This is a genomic window from Mycobacterium seoulense (assembly GCF_010731595.1).
In the GTDB taxonomy this organism is placed as follows: Bacteria; Actinomycetota; Actinomycetes; order Mycobacteriales; family Mycobacteriaceae; genus Mycobacterium; species Mycobacterium seoulense.
Window position 1 is genome coordinate 2,230,581 of record NZ_AP022582.1, and the last position, 25,036, is coordinate 2,255,616.

Annotated in this window: 18 protein-coding genes and 1 tRNA gene; 9 read left to right on the forward strand and 10 right to left on the reverse strand. The window is 67.1% G+C overall.

The window, feature by feature from the left end; genetic code table 11:
• Positions 1-4 precede the first annotated feature (4 nt).
• The 3 genes from G6N37_RS10315 to G6N37_RS10325 all read right to left on the reverse strand — a co-directional run bounded on the left by G6N37_RS10315 (position 5) and on the right by G6N37_RS10325 (position 3,267).
• Positions 5-1,555, reverse strand: a complete 1,551-nt coding sequence (locus G6N37_RS10315; RefSeq protein WP_163679503.1) for a class I adenylate-forming enzyme family protein — start codon at positions 1,553-1,555, stop codon at positions 5-7.
• Positions 1,552-2,397: an acyl-CoA thioesterase domain-containing protein gene (locus tag G6N37_RS10320; protein ID WP_276066129.1), complete on the reverse strand. Its 846-nt coding sequence runs from the start codon at positions 2,395-2,397 to the stop codon at positions 1,552-1,554. The genes G6N37_RS10315 and G6N37_RS10320 overlap by 4 nt, the downstream gene beginning before the upstream one ends.
• A gap of 132 nt (positions 2,398-2,529) precedes the next feature.
• Positions 2,530-3,267, reverse strand: coding sequence for a VIT1/CCC1 transporter family protein (locus G6N37_RS10325; RefSeq protein WP_174813813.1), 738 nt, complete (start codon positions 3,265-3,267; stop codon positions 2,530-2,532).
• A gap of 234 nt (positions 3,268-3,501) precedes the next feature.
• On the opposite strand from G6N37_RS10325, the gene G6N37_RS26190 reads away from it, so the two are divergent.
• Together G6N37_RS26190 and G6N37_RS10335 are read left to right on the forward strand one after the other, a co-directional pair.
• Positions 3,502-4,110 (forward strand): chitin-binding protein, encoded by a 609-nt coding sequence (locus G6N37_RS26190; RefSeq protein ID WP_163679507.1) that lies wholly within the window; start codon positions 3,502-3,504, stop codon positions 4,108-4,110.
• A 310-nt stretch (positions 4,111-4,420) separates the two neighbouring features.
• The gene (locus G6N37_RS10335) at positions 4,421-4,780 is read left to right on the forward strand and encodes a hypothetical protein (RefSeq protein ID WP_163679509.1); all 360 of its coding nucleotides are present in this window, start codon (positions 4,421-4,423) and stop codon (positions 4,778-4,780) included.
• Positions 4,781-4,788: 8 nt separating this feature from the next.
• Here the strand turns inward: G6N37_RS10335 and G6N37_RS10340 are convergent, their stop codons facing one another.
• The 3 genes from G6N37_RS10340 to G6N37_RS10350 all read right to left on the reverse strand — a co-directional run bounded on the left by G6N37_RS10340 (position 4,789) and on the right by G6N37_RS10350 (position 7,264).
• Complete coding sequence (locus G6N37_RS10340) at positions 4,789-5,424, reverse strand: class I SAM-dependent methyltransferase (protein ID WP_163679512.1); 636 nt, start codon at positions 5,422-5,424, stop codon at positions 4,789-4,791.
• Complete coding sequence (locus tag G6N37_RS10345; RefSeq protein WP_163679515.1) at positions 5,421-6,353, reverse strand: SAM-dependent methyltransferase; 933 nt, start codon at positions 6,351-6,353, stop codon at positions 5,421-5,423. The genes G6N37_RS10340 and G6N37_RS10345 overlap by 4 nt, the downstream gene beginning before the upstream one ends.
• Before the next feature lie 482 nt (positions 6,354-6,835).
• Positions 6,836-7,264 carry a nitroreductase family deazaflavin-dependent oxidoreductase gene (locus G6N37_RS10350; RefSeq protein ID WP_163679518.1) on the reverse strand — a complete coding sequence of 143 codons (429 nt, stop codon included), beginning with the start codon at positions 7,262-7,264 and terminating at the stop codon, positions 6,836-6,838.
• A gap of 123 nt (positions 7,265-7,387) precedes the next feature.
• Here G6N37_RS10350 and G6N37_RS10355 point away from each other — a divergent pair, with 123 nt between their 5' ends.
• Positions 7,388-8,404 carry a YihY/virulence factor BrkB family protein gene (locus tag G6N37_RS10355; RefSeq protein WP_163679522.1) on the forward strand — a complete coding sequence of 339 codons (1,017 nt, stop codon included), beginning with the start codon at positions 7,388-7,390 and terminating at the stop codon, positions 8,402-8,404.
• Here G6N37_RS10355 and G6N37_RS10360 read toward each other — a convergent pair whose 3' ends face one another.
• Positions 8,405-8,620: a DUF3072 domain-containing protein gene (locus tag G6N37_RS10360; protein WP_163679525.1), complete on the reverse strand. Its 216-nt coding sequence runs from the start codon at positions 8,618-8,620 to the stop codon at positions 8,405-8,407.
• Between the two features lie 106 nt (positions 8,621-8,726).
• Between G6N37_RS10360 and G6N37_RS10365 the strand changes: the two genes are divergently transcribed.
• The gene (locus G6N37_RS10365; RefSeq protein ID WP_163679528.1) at positions 8,727-9,230 is read left to right on the forward strand and encodes a DUF2505 domain-containing protein; all 504 of its coding nucleotides are present in this window, start codon (positions 8,727-8,729) and stop codon (positions 9,228-9,230) included.
• A gap of 17 nt (positions 9,231-9,247) precedes the next feature.
• Here G6N37_RS10365 and G6N37_RS10370 read toward each other — a convergent pair whose 3' ends face one another.
• Both G6N37_RS10370 and G6N37_RS10375 read right to left on the reverse strand, forming a co-directional pair.
• Complete coding sequence (locus G6N37_RS10370) at positions 9,248-9,571, reverse strand: STAS domain-containing protein (protein WP_163679531.1); 324 nt, start codon at positions 9,569-9,571, stop codon at positions 9,248-9,250.
• Complete coding sequence (locus tag G6N37_RS10375) at positions 9,571-12,141, reverse strand: SpoIIE family protein phosphatase (protein WP_163679534.1); 2,571 nt, start codon at positions 12,139-12,141, stop codon at positions 9,571-9,573. Before G6N37_RS10375 ends, G6N37_RS10370 begins: the two co-directional genes overlap by 1 nt.
• 140 nt (positions 12,142-12,281) lie before the next feature.
• On the opposite strand from G6N37_RS10375, the gene G6N37_RS10380 reads away from it, so the two are divergent.
• The 4 genes from G6N37_RS10380 (at position 12,282) to G6N37_RS10395 (ending at position 23,911) form a co-directional block, all read left to right on the forward strand.
• Entirely contained in the window at positions 12,282-22,202 is a 9,921-nt protein-coding gene (locus G6N37_RS10380) for a BTAD domain-containing putative transcriptional regulator (RefSeq protein ID WP_232075400.1), read from the forward strand.
• Positions 22,195-22,893: a Type 1 glutamine amidotransferase-like domain-containing protein gene (locus G6N37_RS10385; RefSeq protein ID WP_232075402.1), complete on the forward strand. Its 699-nt coding sequence runs from the start codon at positions 22,195-22,197 to the stop codon at positions 22,891-22,893. The genes G6N37_RS10380 and G6N37_RS10385 overlap by 8 nt, the downstream gene beginning before the upstream one ends.
• A 232-nt stretch (positions 22,894-23,125) precedes the next feature.
• A complete protein-coding gene (locus G6N37_RS10390; protein WP_163679554.1) occupies positions 23,126-23,521 on the forward strand; it encodes a heme-binding protein in 396 nt (131 codons plus the stop codon).
• A gap of 90 nt (positions 23,522-23,611) precedes the next feature.
• Entirely contained in the window at positions 23,612-23,911 is a 300-nt protein-coding gene (locus tag G6N37_RS10395; protein WP_163679557.1) for a hypothetical protein, read from the forward strand.
• An 18-nt stretch (positions 23,912-23,929) separates the two neighbouring features.
• On the opposite strand, the gene G6N37_RS10400 is transcribed toward G6N37_RS10395, so the two are convergent.
• Positions 23,930-24,844, reverse strand: a complete 915-nt coding sequence (locus G6N37_RS10400; RefSeq protein ID WP_163679560.1) for a TPM domain-containing protein — start codon at positions 24,842-24,844, stop codon at positions 23,930-23,932.
• Between the two features lie 115 nt (positions 24,845-24,959).
• On the opposite strand from G6N37_RS10400, the gene G6N37_RS10405 reads away from it, so the two are divergent.
• Positions 24,960-25,033 (forward strand) — tRNA-Cys (locus G6N37_RS10405).
• Positions 25,034-25,036: the final 3 nt, after the last annotated feature.

Here is a 25,036-nt window from a genome sequence, read left to right on the forward strand (position 1 = left end):
AAGATCACCCGAAGGCTTCGCGGAGGTCTTTCTTGATGACCTTGCCGAATTGATTGCGCGGCAGCGCATCAACGACCACCAGCCGCTCGGGATGTTTGTAGCGGCTCAATCCGTTCGAATGGCAGTGCCGCACCAGCGATTCCAACGACACGTCCTCGGCGGGAGCGGGCACCACCACCGCGCAGACCCGCTCGCCGGTGCGCGGGTCGGGGACGCCGATGACCGCGACGTCGGCGACCGAGGGATGGGTGGCCAGCACATTCTCGACTTCGAGGGCCGAGACGTTCTCCGCGTTGCGGATGATCGCATCCTTGATGCGACCCGTCACGCGGACGTTGCCGTCCTCGTCGAGCAGTCCGAGATCGCCGGTGCGAAGCCAACCGTCCTTATCGAAGGCGTCGGCGTCGAGCGCGGCGTCCGCGTAACCCAGAAAGCACTGGGGCCCCTTGAGCCGCAGCTCCCCTTCCTGCCCGGCGGGCAGTTCGGCTTCGTCCCCCCCGACCACCCGGACGCTGACGCCCCGTGTCGGCTTGCCGACGGTGTGGTCGAGCGACTCGGGTGAGGCGCTGAGCGACGGCGAGGCCGCCACGGGAAACTCGGTGAGGCCCCACGCGTTGGCGATGCCGGGCAGGCCGAAGGCTTCCCGGATCTGGCGGCCCAGTTCTGCGGTGATGGGCGCACCGCCGGCCAGGCAGCCGCGCAGGAAGGGGAACAACGGCTCGTCGCCGTGGGCTCGTTGGGCCTCGAGGAAGCCGACGAAGAACGGGGTCGCCGTGCCCAGAAAAGTCGGGTGGTGCGCCGCGATGGAAAACGGTGTGGTCGCCGGGTCGAACACCTCGAACAGGGCCAGCCGCATGCCGGTCTGCAGCGCGGCGGCCAGCATCACGGCCCCACCGATGTGGGCGACCGGAAAGGCGATGGGGTCGACGTCGCTGTCGGTGATGCCGATCGTGCCGACCAGCCCCGAGGCACCGGCGATCACCGACGCGTCGGTATGACGAATCCCCTTGGGCGCCGCTGTCGTTCCCGACGAGTAATAGACCCACCGCGGGTCGCCGGCGGATGTGGGCGGGGGCGGTAGCGCATCGGTGCCGGCGCGGGGCAGTCGAAGCTCGCCGTCGACCGGCGGCGTCGTCAAGTCGACGGCGATGACCTCGAAGCCGCGAGTCGCTGCCAGGGCCCGCGCCAGCGCGCCGTGCTCGAAACCGCGCCAAACCTCGGGAACCACCAGGTATTCCGAGGACAGCTGGTCAGTGATGAAGCCGACCTCGCGTTCTCGCAGTATCGGGATGATCGGGTTTTGCACCGCACCGAGCCGGGCCAGCGCCGCCATGACGACCATGGTTTCGAGCGTGGTCGGTAGCTGCCAGGACACGACGGTTCCCGCGCGTATCCCGCGGTCGGCGAACGCGGCGGCCGTCGCGCAGGCGGCATCGTGGAACTGACGTGCGGTCAGGCTGCGCCCCTGGTCGTCGGCGAGCAGCGGCCGGGCCGATGCCGCTTGCGCCGCGCCGGCGATCAATGCCCAGTAGGTGACGTCGCTTCCGCGGCTCATTCGTTCGTCGAATTGACCTGTGCCGGGCGGAATCCGGAGTGCGCTATCGCGACCGACACCGCACTGCCGATGGGACCGTTGCGGTCGACCAGGACGGCCGATCCGGTGGCCACCCCGTCGTGGCTGTAATGGGTTAGGGAGGCCATGCCGATGTGAGGACCTTCCGGCAGCCGGCTCAGCGTGAGCGTGTAGTCGGCATTGATGAACTGCAGACCGTTTGTTCCCCAATTGGCAAGGGAAGCCGTGATATCGGCCGCCATGGCCGCGCGGGTGAAGGCAGTGAGCGGTTCGCCGTCGATGAGCGATCGTGTCTCATGCAGCCAGGTGTATTTGGGTCCGAAGGTGTCGGCCCAGTCGGGGTCGGGATTTTGCAGTTCGGCGCCCCAGCCGTAGGTGCGCATGAACAGCGACGGCTGGACACCGTCATCGACGGGCAACGGCGGCATCTGCACTTCCGGGGACCAGACGCGCCCCTCGGGCTGCGCGCCGCGCCGCAGAAACAGCGCGCTCCCCCGCGCGACGGGAGAGCCTCCCTGGGTGAGGACCGCCTCGACGAGGCGTAGCCGCCGGCGATCATGGTGCACGGTGGTGCTCAGCTCGATCGGTTCCAGCGCTGCCGGTGCGGGAAGGTCGACTGTCAGCCGGGCGGGTAACAGCTGCGGGTCGTCGACTGCACGCTCGACCGCCCAGCCCAGCAGTCCGCCGACCACATGCCCGCTGAGCGACGGACCCCAGCCACCGCGGCCGATCTGATTTGGCACGAAACGGCTTTCATCGCGCGAGAAGTACGGCGTCTGCGCCGCTTCGGCAATGTCATCCGGCACGCAATTCGTTTCGGTCAATGCAGGACGCTCCGCCCGGAGATGGATCCCTCATGTGAGGATGGCAACAGTAGATATTACGGTTCGCGTTCCAGTGGCAACGGGCCGACCTGTCTGAGGTCAATTCTGTGGCCGAGCAAGGGCATTGCACCCTCAGGCGATGGCCGCACCTACCAGGTGGCCGATCGCGTAGGTGATCGACAATGCGAGCCCGCCCCCGATGACGTTGCGGAGCACCGCCCGGCTCTTGGGCGCCCCGCCCAAACCCGCCGACACCGCCCCGGTGATCACCAGCGCGATGAGGACCGCCGCGACAGTGACCGGGATCCTCCACGCGGCCGGCGGCACCAGGATCGCGACCAGCGGCAAGGAGGCGCCGACCGCGAACGACAGCGCCGAGGACGACGCCGCCTGCCAGGGGTTGGTCAGTTCCTCGGGATTGATCCCGAGTTCGACTTCGGCGTGCGCGAGCAGCGGATTGTGGTCGGTCAATTCCTCGGCGACGGTGCGGGCGGTCGCCGCGTTCAGGCCTTTCGCTTCGTAGAGGGCGGCAAGCTCGTCCAACTCGGCGGCCGGATCGTCGCGCAGTTCCTGGCGCTCCTTGTGCAACAGCGCCTTCTCGGTGTCACGCTGGGTGCTGACCGACACGTATTCGCCCAGCGCCATCGACACCGCTCCGGCGACCAGTCCGGCGCTACCGGCGGTCAACACCGGGGCGCGTTCTATCGTCGCCGCCGCGACCCCCACGACGATGCCCGCCGTGGAGACGATTCCATCGTTGGCGCCCAGCACCCCGGCGCGCAGCCAATTCAACCTCGACGACACCGACCCTTGATGCGGTTCGGCAGGATGCGGATGCGACGGACTCGACACGGCCGCAACGATATACATCAAAGACCGGCCCGACTAGTCAACGTAGCCTTGCCAAAGCCTCATGCGCGGGGGTCCTCGGCCTCATCGCGAGTCCCCGTGCCGGCCGTCCTTCCGCTACCCAACACGCAGGTCGGCGCGCCCCAGAAGTTCCGCATGGGCCGCTCACAGCCGATGCATAGAAAAGCTATTTAGGGTCGTTTGTGTAAGGGGGGATTCTGAGGAATTCACCAGCGGCTCGACAGGTGAAGGACTATGAAACTTAAGCAATTACTTGGGGGGATCACCGTCGCGGGCGCCCTTGGGGCCGCCGCGCTGGGGATGGGTACCGGTGCGGCCAACGCCGCTCCGGGCGGACCACCGCCCGGTCCGGCGGGAAATCATGGTGGGCCGGCTCCCGGAGGCATTCATCCGCCGAACGCGCCCGGTGGCCCGGGTGGACCCGGCGGTCCGGGCGGACCGGGCGGACCCGGCGGCCCGGGTGGACCCCAGGGTGGGCCCGGTGGCCCGGGCGGCCCCGGCCATCCGGGCGGACCTCCGGGTGGACCGGGCGGACCGGGCGGACCCGGCGGACCTGGTGACCTCGATCATCCGGGTGGTCCCGGTGGGCCGGGCGGACCCGGGGGCCCGTGGCACGGAGATCCACAACGTGGTTACTTCCGCGGGGCCCCGTGGGGTGACGGGCCGGCGCCTTGGGGACCCGGGCAGCCGCCCCGTCCCGACTGGGACAGGCCGCTCCCGCCGCCCGGTGGCCACTGGGGATATGGCCCGATCAACTACTGGGGATACCAGGAGACTCCCGTCTGGGATCCCGGATTCAATCAGTGGGGGTTCTGGTTCTTCGGAGTCTGGATTCCGCTGTAGACAGCGGTGAGCACAACGCCCGCTTCGCCATTCGGCGAGGCGGGCGTTGTGCTGTTACGCGATGGGCGCCCCGCAAGCTTGCAAAGCGGACGAATCACTTTGCGACCCAGCGCTTACCCGGCTACGGCGATCGGAGAAGGCGCGCGGGCGTTGGGCTGGTGGGACCTTCGGCCTCTTGGTGGGGGCCCTACGCCACCTCATCGATGCCGTACGGCCCTCGTTTGAAGTGTCTCGATCGCGAAACATCGAGGTCACGGTTTGGGGATTCCGCACCTGCCGCAGCTGAGCGATCGACGTAAGAGGAGGCGCGATGCCGACACCTGACTTCACGCCCGGAATTCGGGGGCACGCACGAGACCCTCGCGCGACCCCGCTCTATGCGACCACCGTCGTCGTCACCGTGATGTCGGGAATCTGCGCGTTGGTCGCGCTCGCCGCCGGCTCGCCACTTCAGTTCGGTGTCGCGTCGGCGATATTCGGCGCCGGGTGGATCGCCGCCGATTTCATCGAACGAGCAATTGAGCCCGGGCAGCAGCGCGTCGCTCAACGATGTGTAGCCACCGCCGCCCGGCCGGCCCCCGCCTATCGACCCTCCCGGGTGGTGTACGCCGGTCGCTGCGAGCGTTTCTCGCAGCCGGCTCCGCGGGTCGTGAGCAAGTCCGCCGCCTGACCATCCGGTCAGCCCTTGGTGCCGACCGTGATCAGGTCGGAAATGACCCGCGTCCAAACCGGCCGACGAATGCGGTGCTGATCGCCGATGACGAACCCGGCGCCTTCGAACAACGCCCGCATCTCCGCAGGCGACGCATTGTGCTGCGGCTTCCATCTACTCGTCGAGGCCGCTTGTAGCTGCGGTTGCCGCGTACTGAGGGCCGCGACCGCCACCAACCCGCCGGGTGCCAGCACACGGTGGAATTCGCGCAACGCCGCCGGCTGGTCGAAGAAGTGGAACGCCGACGTGGTCACCACCGCGTCGAGGGCACCGTCGTCGAAGGGCAGTTGTTCGGCCGGCCCCCGCAGCCACTGCACCCGGTCGGTTCGGGCACGCGCCTGGGCGAGCATGCCGTCGGACATGTCGACACCGTAGATCTCGTCGGGCTGCAGCTCGCGCGCGATACGGTCGCTGAGGATGCCTGTGCCGCAGGCGATATCGGCGATCTTGCGGGCTTGGTGAGCCCGTAGCTGCGCAATCACCTCATCGTGCGGCGGGCGGTATACCCACCGCTGCAGGAACGGCAGATCGTAGGCCGGGGCCAGGAAGCCCCACAGCCGCGTGACGGCGTCGTTGAACGCTCGGCGGCTCGGCGCCGTCATTTGCCCAGAACGGAGCTGTAATAGACGGTGTCGGCGACGGACACCGAGTCGTTCGTCTGCGGAATCGCCGCAAGACCGCTGCCGGCCAACAGCTCGCTCATCCTGGTGCCGACCGTCTGCCAGCCGAGGTTGTTCAGGTACTCGGCGACGTCGTTGCGTTCACCCTCGAAACCCAGCTCCTCCCAATCAAGCTCGAAGCCATGGTCGCGCCATTTCGCGGTGGCCCTGCGCATCATCTCCCGCGCCTTCTCGACGTCCTGCTGCGGCCGGTCCGGGATGGCCTCGACAGCCACCCTGCTGCCTTCGGCGCTCAACGCGGAGATGTTGTCCAGCAGGCGGTCCTGAGCGTCTGGCGGCAGGTAGCCGAAGAGGCCTTCGGCGATCCACGCGGTCGGGCGGCTCTGGTCAAAACCCGCTTCCACCAAGGCTTTCGGCCAGTCGCGCCGCAAATCGATGGCCACCGTGCGCAGGTCTGCCTGTGGGGCGGCGCCCAGCTTGGCCAGGGTGGTGGTCTTGAACTCGATCACCTCGGGCTGGTCGATCTCGAACACCACCATGTCGGCGGGCCACGCCAACCGGTAGGCGCGCGAGTCGAGGCCGGACGCCAGGATCACGGCCTGACGGATTCCGGCTTGCGCCGCGTCGCGAAAGAAGGTGTCGAAGAACCGGGTCCGGGCGGCCATGGCGGCGGGCATGTGCTCGAGTTTCCAGCCGGATTCGTGGTCGTCGACGTCTGCGCCGACAAGGTCGCCATCGACCCATCGCGTGAAGAAGTCCACACCGACGGCGCGGACCAGCGGTTCGGCGAACCGGTCGTGGATCAGCGGGTTGTCGGCCTTGGTCGCGATCGCCCGGGCCGCGGCCACCATCGTGGCCGTCGCGCCCACACTGGTGGCCAAATCCCAAGAGTCGTTGTCTGTGCGTGGCATGCGCCTGTTCCCCCTCGGAGTGAAAGCGATACTTAGCCACTATAACGACCGCGGGGGGCGGTTGGTTCCCGAGCGTTTCGCGAAGGTCGCCGCGGTGACCGCGGCTCGGGGCTAGGGGCCCGACCGCGGACCAAGATTGCCGGGCGCGCCCGGGTCACCGGGTCCGCCTGATCCGCTCGGAACGCCCGCTCCGCCCGGTTCGCCAGGCCCACCGGGTCCGCCCGGTCCGTTCACGGCGGGGACCCCGGGCACGCATTGATTCTGGTCCACGCTCCACACAAATCCCGCAGCGCAATTAGGGTCGGCCCGGCCGATCGCCGGCGCCGAAATCGCGATCGCAGCCAACATCGCCAATGCGAGCCCGACGGCGCCGAATGCCCAGCCCCGCACCGCACTCATCGCCGAGATTGTCATGTCGGTCTCCTCCCGGCCGGCGACACGATGCACATCATTTTGCGGCACGCGACCCGTTGGCGGTGTTGTTATTCGGTGACCAGTTGGAAGACCGGGATGACCCGGTCGGTGCGCTCCTGGTACTCGCCGAACCCCGGCGCTCGCTCGACGACGACTCCGTACACGAAATCGCGCTCGTCGCACGACAATTCGCGCACGGTCGCCGGCTTGGGGGCCTGCGAGCCGATCTCCACCGTCACCCGCGGGTTGGCGCGGATGTTGTGCACCCAGGCGGGGTTGTTGTCCCGGCCCGCGGCGGAGCCGACGATATAGAGCTTGCCGTCGATGTCGAAGTAAGCGACGGGGTTCACCCGCTGCGCACCGCTTCGCGCACCGGTCGAGGTCAACAGCAGCAACGGGAAACCCTCGAACTGCCCGCCGACCTTGCCCCCGTTGCGGCGGAATTCCTCGATGTTGTGCTGGTTGAATTCACGCTCCGAACGCATGTCGTCGTCCATTGCCCCATCTTGGCATGGGGAGGCGGACGTGCACGGCCCGCGATTGATCGTCGCCGGATCCGGGTATCACCTGGCAATCCCATCGGGGGGTATCCGCTTCCGTAGAAACGAAGTGAGCACGAGATGGTCGGCTGGCTGGACAGGCTGCAGCGACGAAACCGCGCCGCGGGCGTGGCGATCGCCGTGATTTACAAGTACCTCGATGACCAAGGCGGGTACCTGTCCGCCCTGATCACCTACTACGGGTTCGTGTCGCTGTTCCCCCTGCTGCTGCTGTTGACGACGGGCCTCGGGGTGGTCCTGGCCGGCCGCCCCGATCTGCAGGAACAGGTGCTGCACAGCACGTTGAGCCAGTTCCCGGTGATCGGCAGCCAGCTCCATCAGCCCGCGGGCCTCAGCGGAGGGACCGTCGCCGTGGTCGTCGGCGTCGCGGGGGCGCTGTACGGCGGCCTGGGGGTCGGTCAGGCGGTGCAGAACGCGATGGACTCGGTATGGGCCGTACCGAGGAACAACCGTCCGGACCCGCTCCGTTCCCGCCTGCGCAGCCTGGTGTTGTTGGTGGTCCTCGGCTCGGCGGCCATGGCCGCCACCGCGCTGTCCGCGGCCGGCCAGGCTACCGGAGCGCTGGGCGTGTTCGGAAAGATCGGCGTCGCTCTGGTCGCGGTGGGGATCAACGCTCTGATCTGCCTCGTGGCGTTTCGTGTGACCACCGCGCGGGGGCTCACCTATCGCCAGGTGTTGCCGGGAGCGCTTGCGGCAGCGACGATTTGGCAGGTATTGCAGTGGGGCGGTGCCGGATACATCCGGCACACGGTGAAGACGGCCAGCGCCACCAACAGCGTCTTCGCGTTGGTGCTGGGATTGCTGGCCTTCCTGTTCCTGGTCTCGTCGACGCTGGTTTTGTGCGCGGAAATCAATGTCGTTCTCGTGGAACGGCTTTACCCGCGCGCTCTGCTCACTCCATTCACCGATGACGCGGAACTCACACCGGCCGACCGCAAGACTTACACCAAAAAGGCAAAGGCCGAGCGGTTCAAGGGATTTCAGCGCGTCAGCGTCAAGTTCGGCGACCTCGCCCGCAAGGCGAGCCGGCCCCGGACACCGACGCCTCCGACCATCCGCAGCCGGCCCGCCGGTTAGTCAGTTGCCGCGGCCGGTTTGTTGCTGGAGCTCGTCGATGAGCTCCGAGGCTTGAGCCTTCGTCATGTCGTCGGGAACGTCGCGCCCGGCCTCTTGGGCCAGCGTGTGCACGTAGCTGCGCTGGGGACCGGTCATCGGCTCGTCGCCGGTGACCCACCGGGACGTGTCCTTCTCGGGATTCTCACTCGGCGCGTGCCGCGTGCCGTCAGTCGTCATCATCCACCTCCGCGAGGAGGGATAACCGTCGCACGTACGTTCGAAACATGACGCGGGTGGCGGGCGTCTCAGCCGGGACGCCGCGCACTTTGGAAGGATGGGTGCCATGTCGCGTTCCTTCGACATCCTGATCGAGTCGCCGGCCAGCGTGGAGCAAATCCACACGACGTTCGGCCGCGAGGACTACTGGCTGGCCCGCCTTCGAGCCAGCAACGCTCCCACGACGCTGGATTCGCTGGTCGTCGACGCCGACGGCACGGTGGCGATCCGCGCCACCCAACACGTGTCCCGCCAGGTTATGCCGACGCTCATCGCCAAAGCCATCCCCGGCGAGCTGAAGATCGTGCATAGCGAGACGTGGCGCCCGGCCGGCGACGGCGAGGTCCGTGGGCAGATCAGCGTGGTGTCGTCCGGCGGGGTGGGATCGGGCCGCGCGGAAGCCTGGATGGCCCCCGCGGGCAACGGCGCGCGACTGCGCTTCGCCGTGCAGGTGGCGGTGAAGATCCCGCTCGTCGGCCGCAAGCTCGAAAAGTCGATGGAAGCCGATCTGGCAGAGAGCATTCCGGCGCTGCAGCGCTTCACCGCCACCTGGATCGCCGACAACACCTGACAGCGCGTCGAAGTTCGTCAGCCTTCCGCGACCGGTGACGCGGGCTCCACGGCGACGAGTTCGGTCAGGCCGCTGATGGTGAGGATGGGCATCAGAATCGGGTGGGCGATCAGATGGATGTGGTTGGCGTGGGTGAACAACGCGTTGATCGCGGCGCTGTCGAGGTACTCGACGCCGCTGAGGTCGACGGTGAGCGGGCCGCCACCGGCGGCCTCGCCGCTGGCGCTGGTGAGGGCGTGGACGAAGGCGTCGATGTTGCTCAGGTCGATCTCCCCCGAGGCGACCAGCATCAATTCCCCGTCGGTGCGGCGCGCGGTGTCGAGGGTGAGCGTCGTGGCCATCATGTGATCCTCGCGGATAGGTGGACCGTGGTTCCCGCTGCGTCGGGGTTGATGGTGACGTCGTGCATGAGCCCTCGCATGAGGGCGATACCCCGGCCCCGGTGGGGATAGCTGGCCGGTTGCGGAGGCTTCCACGAGCCCGTATCGGTGATGGTCAACCGCACCTGGTCGACCAGCGCGGTCGCGCCCAGCCTGATCGTGCCCTCCGGTTTGTCGCGGTGACCGTGCTCGATGGCGTTGGAGACGGCCTCCCCCGCGGCGACGAGCACGTTCATCGCCTGTTCCGGGTCCAGCCGGGTCCGAGTCAACCAGGTGCGCAACGCCGTTCGGGCCGGGGCGAGGTGGCTGACGTCGGCGGGGAACGTCAGCTCCAGCGGCGCGGGATGGCGGTACAGCAGGAGGACGACGTCGTCCTGATACCCCCCGCCGGGGGCCAGCCCCGACATGATCTGGTTCGCCAAGTCGTCGAGCGTGGACGCCCGGCCCTCCTGCACGAGCGCGGCGGCGCGGGAGATGCCCTGCCCCAGCGCCGTGCGGCGCCGTTCGACCAGCCCGTCGGTGTAGAGCAACAGGGTCGCGCGCGCCGGCAGGGTCACCCGCGCCTCGGGACGCGACCAGTCGGCTCGTACCCCCAGCGCGATGGTGTGGCCGGCGTCGAGCATCTCGGTGGTGCCGTCCGCGTGGACCAGGATGGGCGGCGGGTGCCCGGCACTGGAGTACACCAGCTCACCGGTCTCGGGGTTGAGCACCGCGCAGACGGCGGTGGTGCACTGGGCGCCGGGCAACCGCGCGGCGAACCGATCCATCCCGGCGAGAGCGGCCCCCGGGCTGGGGTTTTCGAACAGCAATGCGCGGCAGGCGCTGCGCACCTGGCCCATCACGGTGGCGGCGGCCAGGCCATGCCCCACGCAGTCGCCGACGACCATCGCGATGCGCCCGTCGTCCAGGTCGACGACGTCGTACCAGTCGCCGCCCACCTGCAGGGGCGCGCTGGCGGCCTGATAGCGCACCGCGAAGCCGTGCGGCAGGTCAGCGGGGCCCAGGATGGCGTGCTGCAGCGCCAGGGCGGTTTCGCGCTGCTGGTCGACCTGGTGGACCCGCTGCAGGCCCTGGCCCAGGCGGCCCGCCAGCACCGTGAGCAGGGTCTGGTCCTCGAGGGTGAACGGCCGCCGCTCGGCCAGATCGATCCAGACGACGAGCACGCCCTCCGGATGCTGCAGCGCGATGCCCGCCGTCCCGGCTTCCCCGGAGCTCGGGGTGAGGAACTCGCCGTCGCGCAGCGAGCTCAGGATCTGCTGGGTATGCGGCGGCAGGTCGTTCCACTGCGCGGCCTCGCCGACCGACACGACTTGCGGTACGCCCTCGGCGGTTTCGGTGGTGGAACTGGGGGTCGGGAAGGTGACGGCCAGGACCCGGCGGGCCCGCCACAGCCGGCGCAATTCCTCGGCCGCGGCGGTGACCGCGTCGTCGACGGTGTCCGCTTGAGCGAGCTCCTGGTTGAGCGCATGTTCGCGGCCGGCCGCCAGCGCCAGGGCGATGGCCGCATGCCGGGCGAAGTCGCTGACGAGCTCGAGGTAATCGTCGCCGAACGGCGACTGCTGCGGGTCGCGGGCAACGGCGATGACGCCGAGTACGGCGCCGTCGGCGATCAGCGGCATGACGATCGCTGAGCGTTCACCGACGTCGGTGAATCCCTCGATCGGATATTGGAAGGAGTCGGTGATCAGCGGCAGGCCGCGCCGCGCCACACCGCCCGTGGTGGAGCCGTCCATCGGCACCTGGCGACCGATCACCTCCGAGGAGTACCGCCCGGCCGTGGCGGCCACGACCAGGGTGTCGACCTCGTCGGCGGGCAGGTCCGGCTCCTTGGGCACCAGCAGAATCGCCTGTTCGGCGTCGGCCAACTCCAGCGCCCGGTTCACGATCAGCTGCAACGGCCCGGTCTGCGGGTCGCCCGACAGCAGCGCGGTCGTGATCTCGCGGCTGGCCTTGGTCCATTTCGCCGATTCACGTTCCCGCTCGAACAGCCGCGCGTTGTCGATGGCCGCCGCGGCCGCGATCGCCAGCGCCCGCACGGCGGCCGCCTGGGAGTCGGTGAAGACCCGGCCCGGCCGGTCGTCCACCAGATACAGGCTCCCGAAGTCGGCCGACCGCACCGTGATCGGTAACCCGAGCAGCGCCCGCATCGGCGGATCGTGGGCCCGCAGCTCGCCCGCCTGCGGATGGGCACTGACATCGTCGAGGCGCAGGCCGTCGCCCACCGGCAGATCGCCGAGCCGCCGCGCCGTTGGTTCGTCGATGCCCGCGCGGACGAAAGCGGCCAGGGTGCCGTCGGGAGCGCGGACGCCCAGGGCTGCGTAGCGGGAGCCGGTCAGCTCCATCGCGCCCTTGACGATGCGATGCAGCGTCACGTCCAGGTCGAGATCGGAACCAACCTCGCTGATGACCCGCACCAGATGTTCCATCTGGTCGCGAGCCGCCACCAGCTCGTCGAGTTGCTCATGTATCTGGCTCACCAGCTCGCGCCGGCCCTGCCAGGTGAACGCCGATCCACCCCCTTCGTTGCCCATGGATACAAACCTAACCGTTCACCTGAGCAATCCCTACAGGCGGCGGCGGCCTTGAAGACCGGATGTCACGGCTTTACCCGATCTTGACCACGCATTGAATCGCGCCACCGACCATGGCTTATATGAGTACGCTTCCATCGGTGGAACTGGGGGTTTTGGGGCCTCTCCAGGTCCGGCGAGACGGGGCGCCCGTCGCTATCCCGGGCGCCAAACCTCGCGCGATCCTGTCGATGCTCGGGCTGCACGGCGGTTCCGTCGTGGCGGCCGACACGCTCGTCGAGCTGCTGTGGGGCGAGCACCCGCCCCGCACCGCGGCCAAGGCCCTGCAAACCCACATCTCCTCGTTACGCCGCACCCTGGGCGACGGCTTTGTCCTGACGGCGGGCGCGGGGTGGACGCTTACCGAGGCCCGGGTCGACGCCGCGCGGTACAAAGCCGCCGCCCGACTGGCGCGCGACGCCGCTGCCGCCGGCGACACCGGCCAGGCGGTGGCCCGCTTCGAGGAGGCGCTCGCCCTTTGGCGCGGAATCCCCGAGCTGCCCGACGGCCGGCGCGGAACGTCGGAGAAGACGCGGTGGATCGAGGGCCATGCCGCGCTGGTGGAGGATCGAGCCGATGCCCTGCTCGCGACGGGCCGGGCCGCCGAGATCATCGGCGAGCTCGAGGCCGCGGTGGCCGAGGCGCCGCTGCGTGAGCGGCGTTGGGGTCAGCTCATGCTCGCGCTGTACCGGGCCGGCAGGCAGGGCGAAGCGCTTGCCGCATACCAGCGGGCGCGTGCGCTGCTCGCCGAGGAACTGGGTGTCGACCCGGGACCGGACCTGCGCCGGCTGGAGGCCGCGATCGTCGCGCAGGACCCTGCGCTCGAAGCACCTGCCGCACAACAACTCTCGTCGGTGACTCGCGCCGTGACGTTCCTGCTGACCGATATCGAAGGGTCGACGGCCGCGTGGGAGGCGGATGCCCAAGCGATGGCGGTGGCGCTGGCGCGGCACGACGAACTCGTCGAGCAGGTCGTCACGTCCCGCGGAGGCCGCCTGATCAAGACGCGCGGCGAGGGCGACGCCACGTTCTCGGTTTTCGAGCGGCCCTCGGCGGCTGCCGCCGCGGCCATCGAGCTGCAAGAGGCGATCGTCTCCGAGCCGTGGGCGCTGCGGGAACCCATGCGCGTTCGCGTGGCTTTGCACACCGGCGAGGTCGAACTGCGCGACGGCGACTACTTCGGCCGCGCGGTCAACCGCGCCGCCCGCCTCCGGTCGCTGGCTTCAGGTGGCCAGATCCTGTGCTCGGGAGCGACCGCGGAACTCGTCATCGATTCACTGCCCGACGACGTGGCAATCGCCGACCTGGGGACGCGCCAGCTGCGCAACCTTGCGCGCCCGGAACACGTTTTCGAACTCCGACTGCAAGCGGCCGACGAACCTCGTCAGGCGGATGAGACCGACGCGCCCCTACCACGCCCGAGCCTGCCCGCGGTGCTTGCCGGCCGCGGGCCGTTCGTCGGGCGCGGCCGCGAGCTCGAGCAACTGTCTTCGGCATGGCAGGCCTCGCTTGCCGGCGGCGCCAACGCAATGCTGATCGCGGGCGAACCCGGTGTCGGCAAGACGCGTCTGGCCGGTGAATGGGCCCGGCAGGCTTACGACCTCGGGGCCCTGGTCATCTACGGCCGATGCGACGAGGACCTTGGCGCGCCGTACCAGCCGTTCGCGGAGGCGTTGCGTTCGCTGGTGCCGTGTCTCGGCGGGGGCGGGCTTCGCGGGCTGCGCGGCGTGGAGGCACTGCTCACACTGGTTCCCGGGCTGACCGATGTCCTCCCAGACCTGGCCGCGCCGACCCGCGCCGACCCGGACACCGAGCGCTACGCACTTTTCGACGCCGTCGTCGCGCTGTTGACGATGGCCTCGGCGAGCGCGCCCGTCGTCCTGATCCTCGACGACCTGCACTGGGCAGCCAAACCCACGCTGCTGCTGTTACGGCATCTCCTGCGTTTCGGCGAACACGCCCGCGTACAGATCATCGGCACGTACCGCAGCACGGACCTTGACCGCTCCCACCCTTTGGCGGCGATGCTCGCCGACCTCCATCGCGACGGCACGGCCAACCGCCTTGCGCTCAGCGGTCTCGACGAGGACGACGTGACCGCCTACGTCGCCGAGGTGGGCTACAACGACGAAGAGCTGGCCCGGGCGCTGGCGTCGCTCACCGGTGGCAATCCGTTCTTTCTGATCGAGGCCCTGCGCCACGTGGATGAAAGCGGCGGCCGCTGGGACCAGAGCACCCTGCCACAGGGCGTGCGTGAGGCGGTGAGTCGCCGACTTTCCCGGCTTCCAGCGGAGGCGAATAAGGCGCTCGCGGCAGCCGCCGTCGTCGGCAGTCGGTTCGCCTTGGAACTGGTGGAACGTGTGGTAGGAGACGACTTGGTCGACGCGTTCGACGAGGCGTGCAAGGCCGGCATCGTCATCGAAGAGCCCGGCGGTCGCTACCGGTTCAACCATGCTCTCGTTCGACAGTCGCTGCTCGCCGAACTGCCGTCCGTGCGGCGCATGCGGCTGCACCAGCGCATCGCCGCCACGCTCGAGAACGAGCCCGGTCCCGACGATGAGCGGCTCGCCGAGCTGGCCTATCACTACTTCGAATGCGCCTGGGCGGGGAACGCGGCGAAGGCAGTCTTCTACTGCCGTCGTGCCGCCGACCAAGCGATGGCCCGACTCGCCTATGAAGGGGCGGCCGACCTCTACGACCGGGCCCTGCACGCACTGGAAGAGATCGACGACGAGCTGCCCGACCGCGACAACCAGACCGCCGAGTTGTTGATTGCGCGTTGCGAGGCTCTGCTGGCGGCGGGTGACGTAACTTCGGCAGCCAGTGCGGTCTCCCAATTGCAAACGGCCACAGTTGATTCCGCCCAACTCGCGGCATGGGCGACGTGTTTCGACGGCCAACTATCGATGCTGACGCACCCGGAGCGGCTGGACGACGTGGAGGCGGCGGTGGGCGCCGCGGCTGGCAAGCTGGCGGAACTGGGCGACGCCGCCGGAGAAGCCAAGGCGCACACCGTTCGTGCCGGATGCCTTGCGCGACTTGGGCGAATCGGGGATTGTGAAATCGCCCTGGACGAGGCCCTCACGGCGGCGCGGCGCGCGCGTGAACACCGCCGCGTGAACGCGGTACTGGCACAAGCGCCACTCGCAGCGCTGTGGGGACCCAACCCGGTCCCCCGCGCCGGCGGGCGGTGCCTGGACGTGGTGCGGCTGCTCCGCATCACCACCGACTCTCCGGCGGTCGAAGCGACTTCCACGCGCTGCCAAGCGGTGTTGGAGGCCTTCCGCGGGCGGGCTGCGGCAGCGCGACGAATGATCGACTCCGCCCGGCGCACGGTCACCGAACTCGGTCTGCGCCATGCCCTTCTGGAGGTCGAGCAGTTCGCCGGCATCGTCGAGCTCGTGGTCGACGAACCCGCCGCGGCCGAGCAATATCTGCGCAAGGCCTACAACGGTTTTCGTCGGATGGGGCTCGACGCCGACACAGCTGAAACCGCGGCGTTGCTGGGTCGCACGTGCCTCGCGCTCGACCGCGATGCGGAAGCGGACGAATTGTGCGCCGAGAGTGAGCGTCTCGCCGGGCACGCGTTGAAGGCGTCGATCGCCTGGCGCACCCTTCGGGCGCGCCTGCTGTCGCGACGCGGTGATCACGACCAGGCGCGGCGGGTCGCCGAGCAGGCCGTCGCACTGGCCGAGCGCACCGACGCGTTGGTGGATCATGGCGACGCATGCCTTGGGCTGGCAACGGCTTTGGGTGCGGCCGGCGACGTCGCGGGAGCTCGGTCCGCCGCCGAGCGGGCGGTCGAGCTTTACGAACGAAAAGGCGCTGTGGCGCTTGCCGAAAGGGCTCGGGCCGTCCTCGGCGAGCGCGCCGTTCCGCCTCTACCGACACCACCTGAGGCGCGCGTTGTCGAACTCGACAATGCATGCGTCCGAGCGGGCGAACGCGTCACGGCCGCAATAAATCGTGAGGCTTGGGAAGAGTTCGAGCAGCTGTTCGCGCCAGATGGATTCATTGAGAGCCGCCGGAAGATTGTCGGCTTTGGACAGATCGACGTCCCACCGGGCGAGTTTCCAAATGTGAACAGGCGCGTTTTGGAGACAGTCCCTATGCGGGTCACCCAAATGGTTATCGCCGTGCGAGGCGAGCGTCTAGCGCTCGCTCGCTTGGTGATAGGCGCGGACGACGTCAGCCCTGGGGCACCGCAGGACGAATTCCTCCTGCTTTATGGCATCGACGAAGATGGCCGGATATGCCTCCAGATTTGGTTCGACCTCGAAGACATCAAAGCCGCGATCAACGAACTCGACGCCGCGCACGCCCGATTCGAGGAAGAGCCCTCGCCTGCAAGGCAATTGGAAAACACGGCAGCGCGCGTATTTGAGGAGGAGTGGTCACACTTCGCGGCGCGCGACTGGGACGCCCTGGCTGACACCGTGGCCGATGATTATGTTGGCATCGATCACCGGCGGGTCGTGAGTGCCGAGACTCAACTTAGCCGGGCTGATGTGGTCAGAGACTTGCAGGCCGCCGCCGAAGTCGGCTTCAGCATCTCGATGGTCAGCGCCGTGGCGATCCGCGGGGAGCGTCTCGTCCTCGCACGTGTGCGCGCCGTCGGCAGCGACCCGGCCGCGGTCGAAAACGATGCCCTTAATGTCGTCGAGATCGACGCCGACGGCCGGATCGCGAACGTCGTCACCTTCGACCTCGAGGACATCGACACCGCCCTCGCACAGCTCGATGCGAGATACCTCGCCGGCGAAGGAGCTCTCTACGGCGCCACATGGGCGGTGGTCACGCGGGCATACGCCGCGCTCAACAGGTTCGAACTGCCGCCGACCACGTCGGACTTCGTGAGCATCGACCATCGGCGAGGCGCGACGTTCGCGCCCGGTGACCTGATCGCATATGTGCGCGCCGCTTGGAATCTCGCGCAAGACGGCACCACCTACATCGAGACCGTGCATCGGTTGACCGACGTTGGAGCGCTCGTCACCCATGTAACGCGTGGAACATCGCGCGAGGGCTTTGAAGCAGAGTGGCGCGAAAACTTCCTTCTGACTGTCGAAGGCGACGTGATCAACTGTTGTGAGTTATTCGACGAGGACGACCTCGGCGCTGCGATCGCGCGTTTCGACCAGCTCAGCCGCCCGGCATCGCATTTGGAAAACGCGGCGACTAGAGCTTACGAGCGCGTCTACTCGCATTTCGCAGCTCGTGACTGGAACGCCCTGGCCGCAGCAGCGGCCGACGACTATTCCATCGACGATCGTCGGCGGGTGGTGAACGCCGGGATGCGGCATGGTCGGGATGCCGCGATGGAAGAAGTGCGTGCGATCGCTGATGTCGGCTTCGGAACGATGACAATCCTGGGCGTCATGGCAACGCGCGGCGCGCGTCTCGCCCTTATTCGCACTCGCATTTCCGGCAGTGATCCCGACGCGATTCAAAACGATGCCCTCAACGTCGTCGAGGTCGACGTGGACGAGCACGTCGCGGCGATCGTCGTCTTCGATCTTGAGGATTTCGACGCCGCCCTCGCCGAACTTGATCGTCGATACCTCGCCGGCGAAGCGGCCACGTACTCCCGCACCTGGTCGCTCGTTACGGAGGCGATTGCAGTGCTGAACCAGCGGAGAATCCCTAAGACGACCTCCGACTGGGCGAGCATCGACCACCGACGGCTCGCACCAATCGGTACGGGTGATCTGGGCGCATATCTCCGTGCGGCATGGGAACTCTCGTCGCAGTCTGGCATCTACGTCGAGGCTGTGCACCGGCTAGGCAGCCTCGGCGCGGTGATCACCCACGTGGCGACAGGGACCTCGCCGGACGGTTTCGACGCCGAGTGGCGGGTGACCGACGTCGTGATATTCGACGGTGACCGGATCAGCCGTAGTGAGCTGTTCGACGACTCGGACGTGGCCGCCGCACTCGCGAGGTTCGAGAAGCTGCAGCCGAAGGAACTGCGGCTGGAAAACGCGGCAAGCCGGTTATACGAGCGATTCAAAGTCTGCTACGCAGCGCGCGAGTGGTCCGCGGTAAGGCAACTGTTGGCCGACACCGTTTTGAGCGATGACCGTCGCCACCCAATTAATTCCGGTATCCGATACGGCCCAGACGCGCTGATCGCCGAAATTTCGGCGCTGGCGGAGGTCGGCATTGAACTCACGACAGAGGTCATCGCAACCCGTGGCGAGCACCTCGTGCTCAGTCGTATTCGCACTTTTGGCCGAGATCAGGGGCCTGATGGATTCCAGTCAGTCGATCTCGATGTCCTCGAAGTCGGCCCCGACGGCCGATTCGTGGCGCGCGTGGTCTTCAATGACGACGACTTCGACGCAGCCATCGCAGAACTCGACGCCCGCTACCTCGCCGGCGAAGCGCTGGCCCAACGGAACGTCCTGCGGTCCGTAATGGACACGATTGAGGAGCTCAATCGTCACGAACCGGGGCCGATGCTCGAGCGAATTACGTTTATCAATCATCGACGCGTCCCGTTCGGGTCGGCGGAACACTACGGGCGAGCGATAGAGGAGCTGTGGACACTGGTGCCCGACGCCCGCTATTGGACGAAGGCAGTACACGCGCTCGACGGCCGCGGTCTTGTCTCCACCCTCGTCATCCAAGGCACCGACGCTCACGGGAACGAATTGCAGTGGGGTCGAACCTTTGTGTTCCTGTCCGACGGACCCCGGGCGGAGGTTTACGAAGAGGACGACGTCGACGCCGCGCTTGCGAGCTTCGATCAGCTCCGTCAGCCGGCCCCGCACCTGGAAAATGCGGCAAGCCAAGCTTACGAGCGCTTCCGGGCCTACTTCGCCGCACGCGACTGGGCCGCTATGGCAGAGCTACTGGCCCCGGATACGACTGTCGACGACCATCGACGCGTCGTCAACGCCGAAACCCTGCGCGGCAGGGAAGTCGAAATCGCAAACATGCGGGTCTTCGCCGACATCGGGGTGACGACAAGTACGGCGGAGGTCATCGCCACTCGAGGCGAACGACTTGTCCTGTGCCGGACGCGCATCTCGGGCGAAGACCACCACCCATTTGGGGGATTCAGCATCGACATGCTCATTATCGTCGAGACCTCGGCCGACGAACGGATACTGGCACGCGTCGCGTACGACCCGGACGATATGGATGCCGCCTTCGCCGAGCTCGATGCCCGCTATCTCGCCGGTGAAGCGGCGGCTCATGCGCGCGTGTGGTCCGTCGTTGCGCAAAGCTTTGCGTCGATCAATCGGCGCGAAATGCCTGCGACAACGCCGGATTGGGTGAACACTGACCATCGGCGAGGTACGTCGATCGCGCCCGGTGAAATGGCTGCCTTGATGGCCGCCGCATGGAGTTCCACGTCCGATCTTAGGTGCTTCGTCGAATCGGTGCACCGCCTGACCGATCTCGGTGTGGTCATCACCCACGCGGCGCATGAGACCTCGCAAGATGGATTCCACGCCGAATGGCGAGTGATCAGCGTCATCACGGTCGAAGGCGACCTGATCAGCCGTACTGAGGTATTCGACGAGGCACAGATCGACGCCGCGATTGCGTTGTTCGACCGACTCAGCCGTCCAACACCCCGGTTGGAAAATGCGGCGAGCCGGGCGTACGACCGCTTGGCCGCGCACTTCGCGGCCAGAGACTGGAACGCGACGGCAAACGCCATGACGCAAAACATGATCGATGACGATCGTCGAAGAATGGTGAACGCCGGGATCCGACGTGGCCGGGATGTCGAGGTTGCTAACAGTCAAGCCACTGCAGGGATTGGCGGGGAAAAAATATTGTCGGCCGTCATCGCCACCCGCGGTGAGCGCCTCGCGCTCTGTCGTTCGTCGATTATCGGGCGAGGCGAGCAATCTGGGGCATTCCATATCGAATTTCTCAGCGTGCTTGAGACCGACGTCGACGAGCGGTTGGCGGCCCACGTCGCGTTCGACCTCGACGACTTCGATTCCGCCGTCGAAGAACTCGACGCGCGTTATATTGCCGGGGAGGCGGCCGCCCACGCACGCACGTGGTCTGCCATAACAGGGGCTTACGCCGCGATCAACCGGCACCAACTCCCCTCGATGACAATGGACTTCGCCGATATCGACCACCGTCGAGGTGCGGCGTGGGCGCCCGGCGAACTGGTCGAATTCCTTCGTAGCGCGCTGGATCAGACACCTGACCTGACTATCCGGATTGCAGCGGTGCATCGATTGAACTCGCAAGGAGCCGTCGTCACCCACTCGGCGACTGGGACCTCGCCAGATGGCTTCGACGCCGAGTGGCGAGAGATCCTCTTTTTGATCGTTGATGGCGACATGCTCAAACATTGCGAGGTGTTCGACGAAACAGAACTCGACGCCGCCCTTGCCCGCTTTGACGAATTGCACACGCGGCCACACCGCCTGGATAACGCGGCAAGCCAGGTGAGCGAACGGTTTTGGGACTGCCTCACGACGCGAGATTGGACCGCGATGACCGAGGTACTCGCCGAAAATGCTGTGTCGCGCGACAACCGTCGGGTGGTCAACTCCGGTGTACTACGCGGGCGAGATATCAATATCGCAAACTTGCGGGCAGTGGCTGAGGTCGGATTCGAGCGCCTTGTCTCGACGATCCTCGCGATTCGCGGGCAACGCCTTGCCCTCACTCGTATTTGGTCCTCCGCCAAGGGATGTGAGCCCGGGGAGATCAGCGCGGACATGGTCGGCGTCGTGGAGATCGACAGGGACAACCGGATGGTCGTTCACTCCATCTTTGACGCCGACGACTTCGACGCCGCCGTTGCCGAACTCGAAGCCCGGTACATCGCCGGCGAAGCGGCCGAGTACGCGCACACATGGTCGCTGGTCGCGCAAGGCCACGCCCAGTTCAATCGGCAAGAACTTCCAACGATGATGCCGGACGTGGTTTACATCGACCATCGTCGGGGCGTGACAATCGAGGGCGCCGATCTGGCCACAACCGTTCGCGCGGGTTGGGACCTTCTGCCGCGGGTGCACGTCTACGTCGAGGCTGTGCACCGGCTAACCGACCGTGGCGCCGTCGCCACCCAAGTGGTGAAAGGGACCTCACAAGAGGGCTTCGACGCCGAATGGCAGATGATCACTATTTTTTCCTTCGAAGGTGACCGGCTCAGCCGATACGAAGTCTTCGACGAGGCGGAGCTCGACGCCGCCCTTGCCCGATTCGACGAACTGAGCCGTCCGACGCGGCGGCTGGAAAACGCAGCGAGCCGCGCGGAAGACCAACTTTTTGCGCGCTCGGCGGCAGGCGATTGGGCGGCGATCGCCGAAATCCTGGCCGACGATAGTCTTGTCGAGGATCGCCGCCGGGTGGTGAATGTCGGCGTCTGGGACGGTCGCGACGCCGTGATGGCAAACATGCGAGCCCTGGCCGAGGGCCTCGTGCAGGTAACGCTGACGGTCATTGCGACCCGTGGGGAGCGCCTCGCCCTCATTCGTATCCGCTCCTTTGAACCCGACTCGCAACGCGGAGAATTCGTCATCGAGCTGCTGGGAATCGCCGAGACCGACACCGACGGGCAAATTGCGGCCCACGTCTTTTTCGACGTCGACGACGCCGATGCCGCTTTTGATGAACTCGATGCTCGCTATGTCGCCGGTGAGGCGGCCGCCCATGCGCGGACGTGGTCGATCATCGCCGGTTCCTATGCGGCGATGAACCGGCGCGAGCTATTTCCGACGACGCCGGATTGGGTGAACGTCGATCACCGGCGACCGGGCATCTTCGAGGAAGGCGGTCTCAACGCATCCCTCCTTTCCTTGTGGCAACTGACGACGGACCTCACCTTCCGAATCGAAGCCGTGCATCGGTTGACTGACCTCGGCATGGTTTGCTCCCATGTGGCGCACGGCATTTCACAGGACGGCTTCGATGCCGAGTGGCGCGGGATCGAAGTCCAGACCGTCGACGGTCACCTGATCAACCGCTGCGAAATCTTCGACGAGGCGGACCTCGATGCCGCGCTCGCGCGGTTCGAGGAACTCACCCGCGGTGACTGAGACGGCACCGCAACTTCAGCCGCTCTATCTGCTGGCGGACAGTCAGCTGCTGTTCTGGAGGCGGCAGGGCCGACTTCTCCTCGAGGAGGCCCTCGAGGGATTGGCGCGCGAGGCACCGCTGAGCGCGGCCTACATCGGTGCCTCCAACGGGGATCGTCCGGAGTTCTACGAAATCTTCGAGGCGGCGGTGGACGCCGTCGGAATCACCGACCGTCGCATGATCGAATCGTCGTTCGGGGCGGCCGACCGGGCCTTCCTCGAAGGCGCCCGGCTGATCGTCCTCGCGGGTGGCGACGTGCGCCTCGGCTGGGACACCTTTGAGGAAACCGGCATGAAGGACGTGATCCTGGGCCGGTACGCCCAAGGCGCGGTTCTCGTGGGTATATCGGCCGGCGCGGTCCAGCTCGGAAGCCATGCTGCCGTCGCGACGCCGGAAACCCCCGCACCGGAACTCGTCGATGTGTTCAATCTCGTCCCCATGGTCGTGGACGCGCACGATGAGCGAGGCGGGTGGGCGCGGCTGGCGCGAACCATCGAATCGCTGGGAGGAGCGGCCACCGGGCTCGGCATTCCCTCCGGCGGCGGAGCAATCGTGCACACCGATGGCACCATCGAGTCCCTGCGCCGCCCGGCGTATCAAGTCGTTTTCGACGGCATTCGCGTCCTACACTCACATTTGCCCGTCGAATAGGGCAATTTGCTTGTACCGCAACGAAGATCGCCCGGTCCAGGAGCGGCCCGGAGCAAGTATCGCGATCGCGCGGTGACGGTTGGCCGTTGTAGTAGTGACTTTTGGCCCGAGTCATCAGCCTCGCTGGGTGTCCAGAGTTAACATCATGCCAACTGCAGCTCGACGCAATTTGAATAGGGCAGCAACCGACATCGGTCCCGGCCAGGTCAATCGCCGGATAAAGGAGCCAGTCATGTTCCTCGCAGATCTGATCTCGCGCCGGCTACTTGTCGGGGCAATCGGTGCTGGCGCGGTAACCGGCACGCTGTTGTGTGCCACCGCGGCGACCGCCGCCGCCGATCCTCCGCCTCCTCGGCCCGCTAACTGCACGGCAGCGGACGTAGCCGGCGTCGCGGCCGGTGTGGCGGCGGCGCTCTCGACGTACCTCTACACCCATCCGGACCTCAACGGCTTCTACACCGACCTCCAGGATCGGCCCAAAGACCAGATCCGCGGCGAGGTGCAGAACTACTTCAACGCCAACCCGCAGGAGCAAGCCGATCTTGAGAACATCCGTCAACCGCTGGTGGACATCCGGCAACGGTGCAACTGGACACCGCTACTGGGGCAGAGCGGCGGGACTCCCTGAGCGATCGGGCCAGGCGAGCATGTCGCGCCGGCGACCTCTCACTCCGCCTTCGGTCCGAACAACCGCAGCCGTAATGGGAAGGAGATCGCGATGAATGTGCGGTCGTGGACCGTTGGGGGGATGGCGGTGTTGGCCCTTGCCGCGATTCCCGAGATGTATGCCCTCGTGCAGCCGTCCGGGGTCGCCAACGCGGACGTCTGCGCAAGCGTCGGCAGGCGGGTTTCGGTGAGCGGGTGCACCAACATTGCCGATACGATCAACGCCAACGTCCCGCCGCCGGACGCGTATGCTCCCCTGCCGCAGGACTTTCCGCCCCCGCCCCCACCCCCTCCACCGGTCAACGTCTGCGTCGGAGGCGGCAGGCGCGTTCACGTGAGCGGCTGCTTCTGACCGGCGTTCATTCGGGGATCACCGCGTAGATGGGGTGCCTCGGCGTCGTGGTGGGCGGTGCGCTGCCAGCACGTCGGTGTTCGCCAGCGTCTGCGCCTGAGCGGCCAGCGTCGAGGCCCGGTTGGCATGGGCAATTGCTTCAGCGGCGTTGCTTGTTTCCTTGCGGCGCGCCGCCGCCAAATGCCTTTTCGCCTCTTCGAATCGGGCCAGCGCCCCGGCACCGACGCTGTCGTGATGCCGGGTGACGTAGTCGGAGATTTGGCGCAATCGGGTGTCCGCGGTGGACAACGCGTGCCCCAACGACGCGTCGCGCCCTTCAATGCTCGCCTGCCCATCGCCAGCATCGACGCGCCGAGCGCCGCGGCGGCGGCGCACGACATACAGCACGAGAAGCACCACGACGATCAACACGACGACGACGATGACGGCGATCACGACTGGCACCCACATTGGCTTTGAGGTGGTGGCCGCGGTGTTCAACCCGTCTGCCGCGGCGACGGCAGCACCGCTCCAGTCTTTAACGGCCACTGCAGGCTCAATCTGGTTGCTGCGCAGGCTGTTCAATTCGGCCGTCGTGACGCCCTCCGCATTGGGCGGCACCGAAAATGTGTACAGCTTGGTGTTGGTAGCCACCGCCAGCAGCGCGTCGTGGTCACCCATCCCGCTGGCGCCGCGGGTTCGCTCGGCCCAGTTGTCGGGTTTGTACCTGGCGAAGTTGTCGACATAGACCACCCACAGTTGGATGTGCCGTTTGCGGTAGAGCCGGTCGATTGCCGCGTTGACCGCCGCCCGACCGGGATCCGTCAACGCCCCGACACTGTCGGTGACGTGATCCGTGAGTTTGGACGGCGGTTGCGCACTGGCGGGGGCGGCCAGCAGCAGCCCCGCAGTGAGAATGATCAGGACTACACCGAGCAGGCGGGCAATGCGCATACGGGTAATTTAGCCCGCCGATTCCCGGTGGAGCGGAGACCGCCGCCGAGCCAAACGATCGCGATGAGGAAAACGGTGGGCGCTGGCCGCTTGCGCTGAAAGGGTAACGGTTCGTGCGGGTGTGGCTGAGTGGCTAGGCAGCGGCCTGCAAAGCCGTATACGCGGGTTCGAGTCCCGTCACTCGCTCCACTA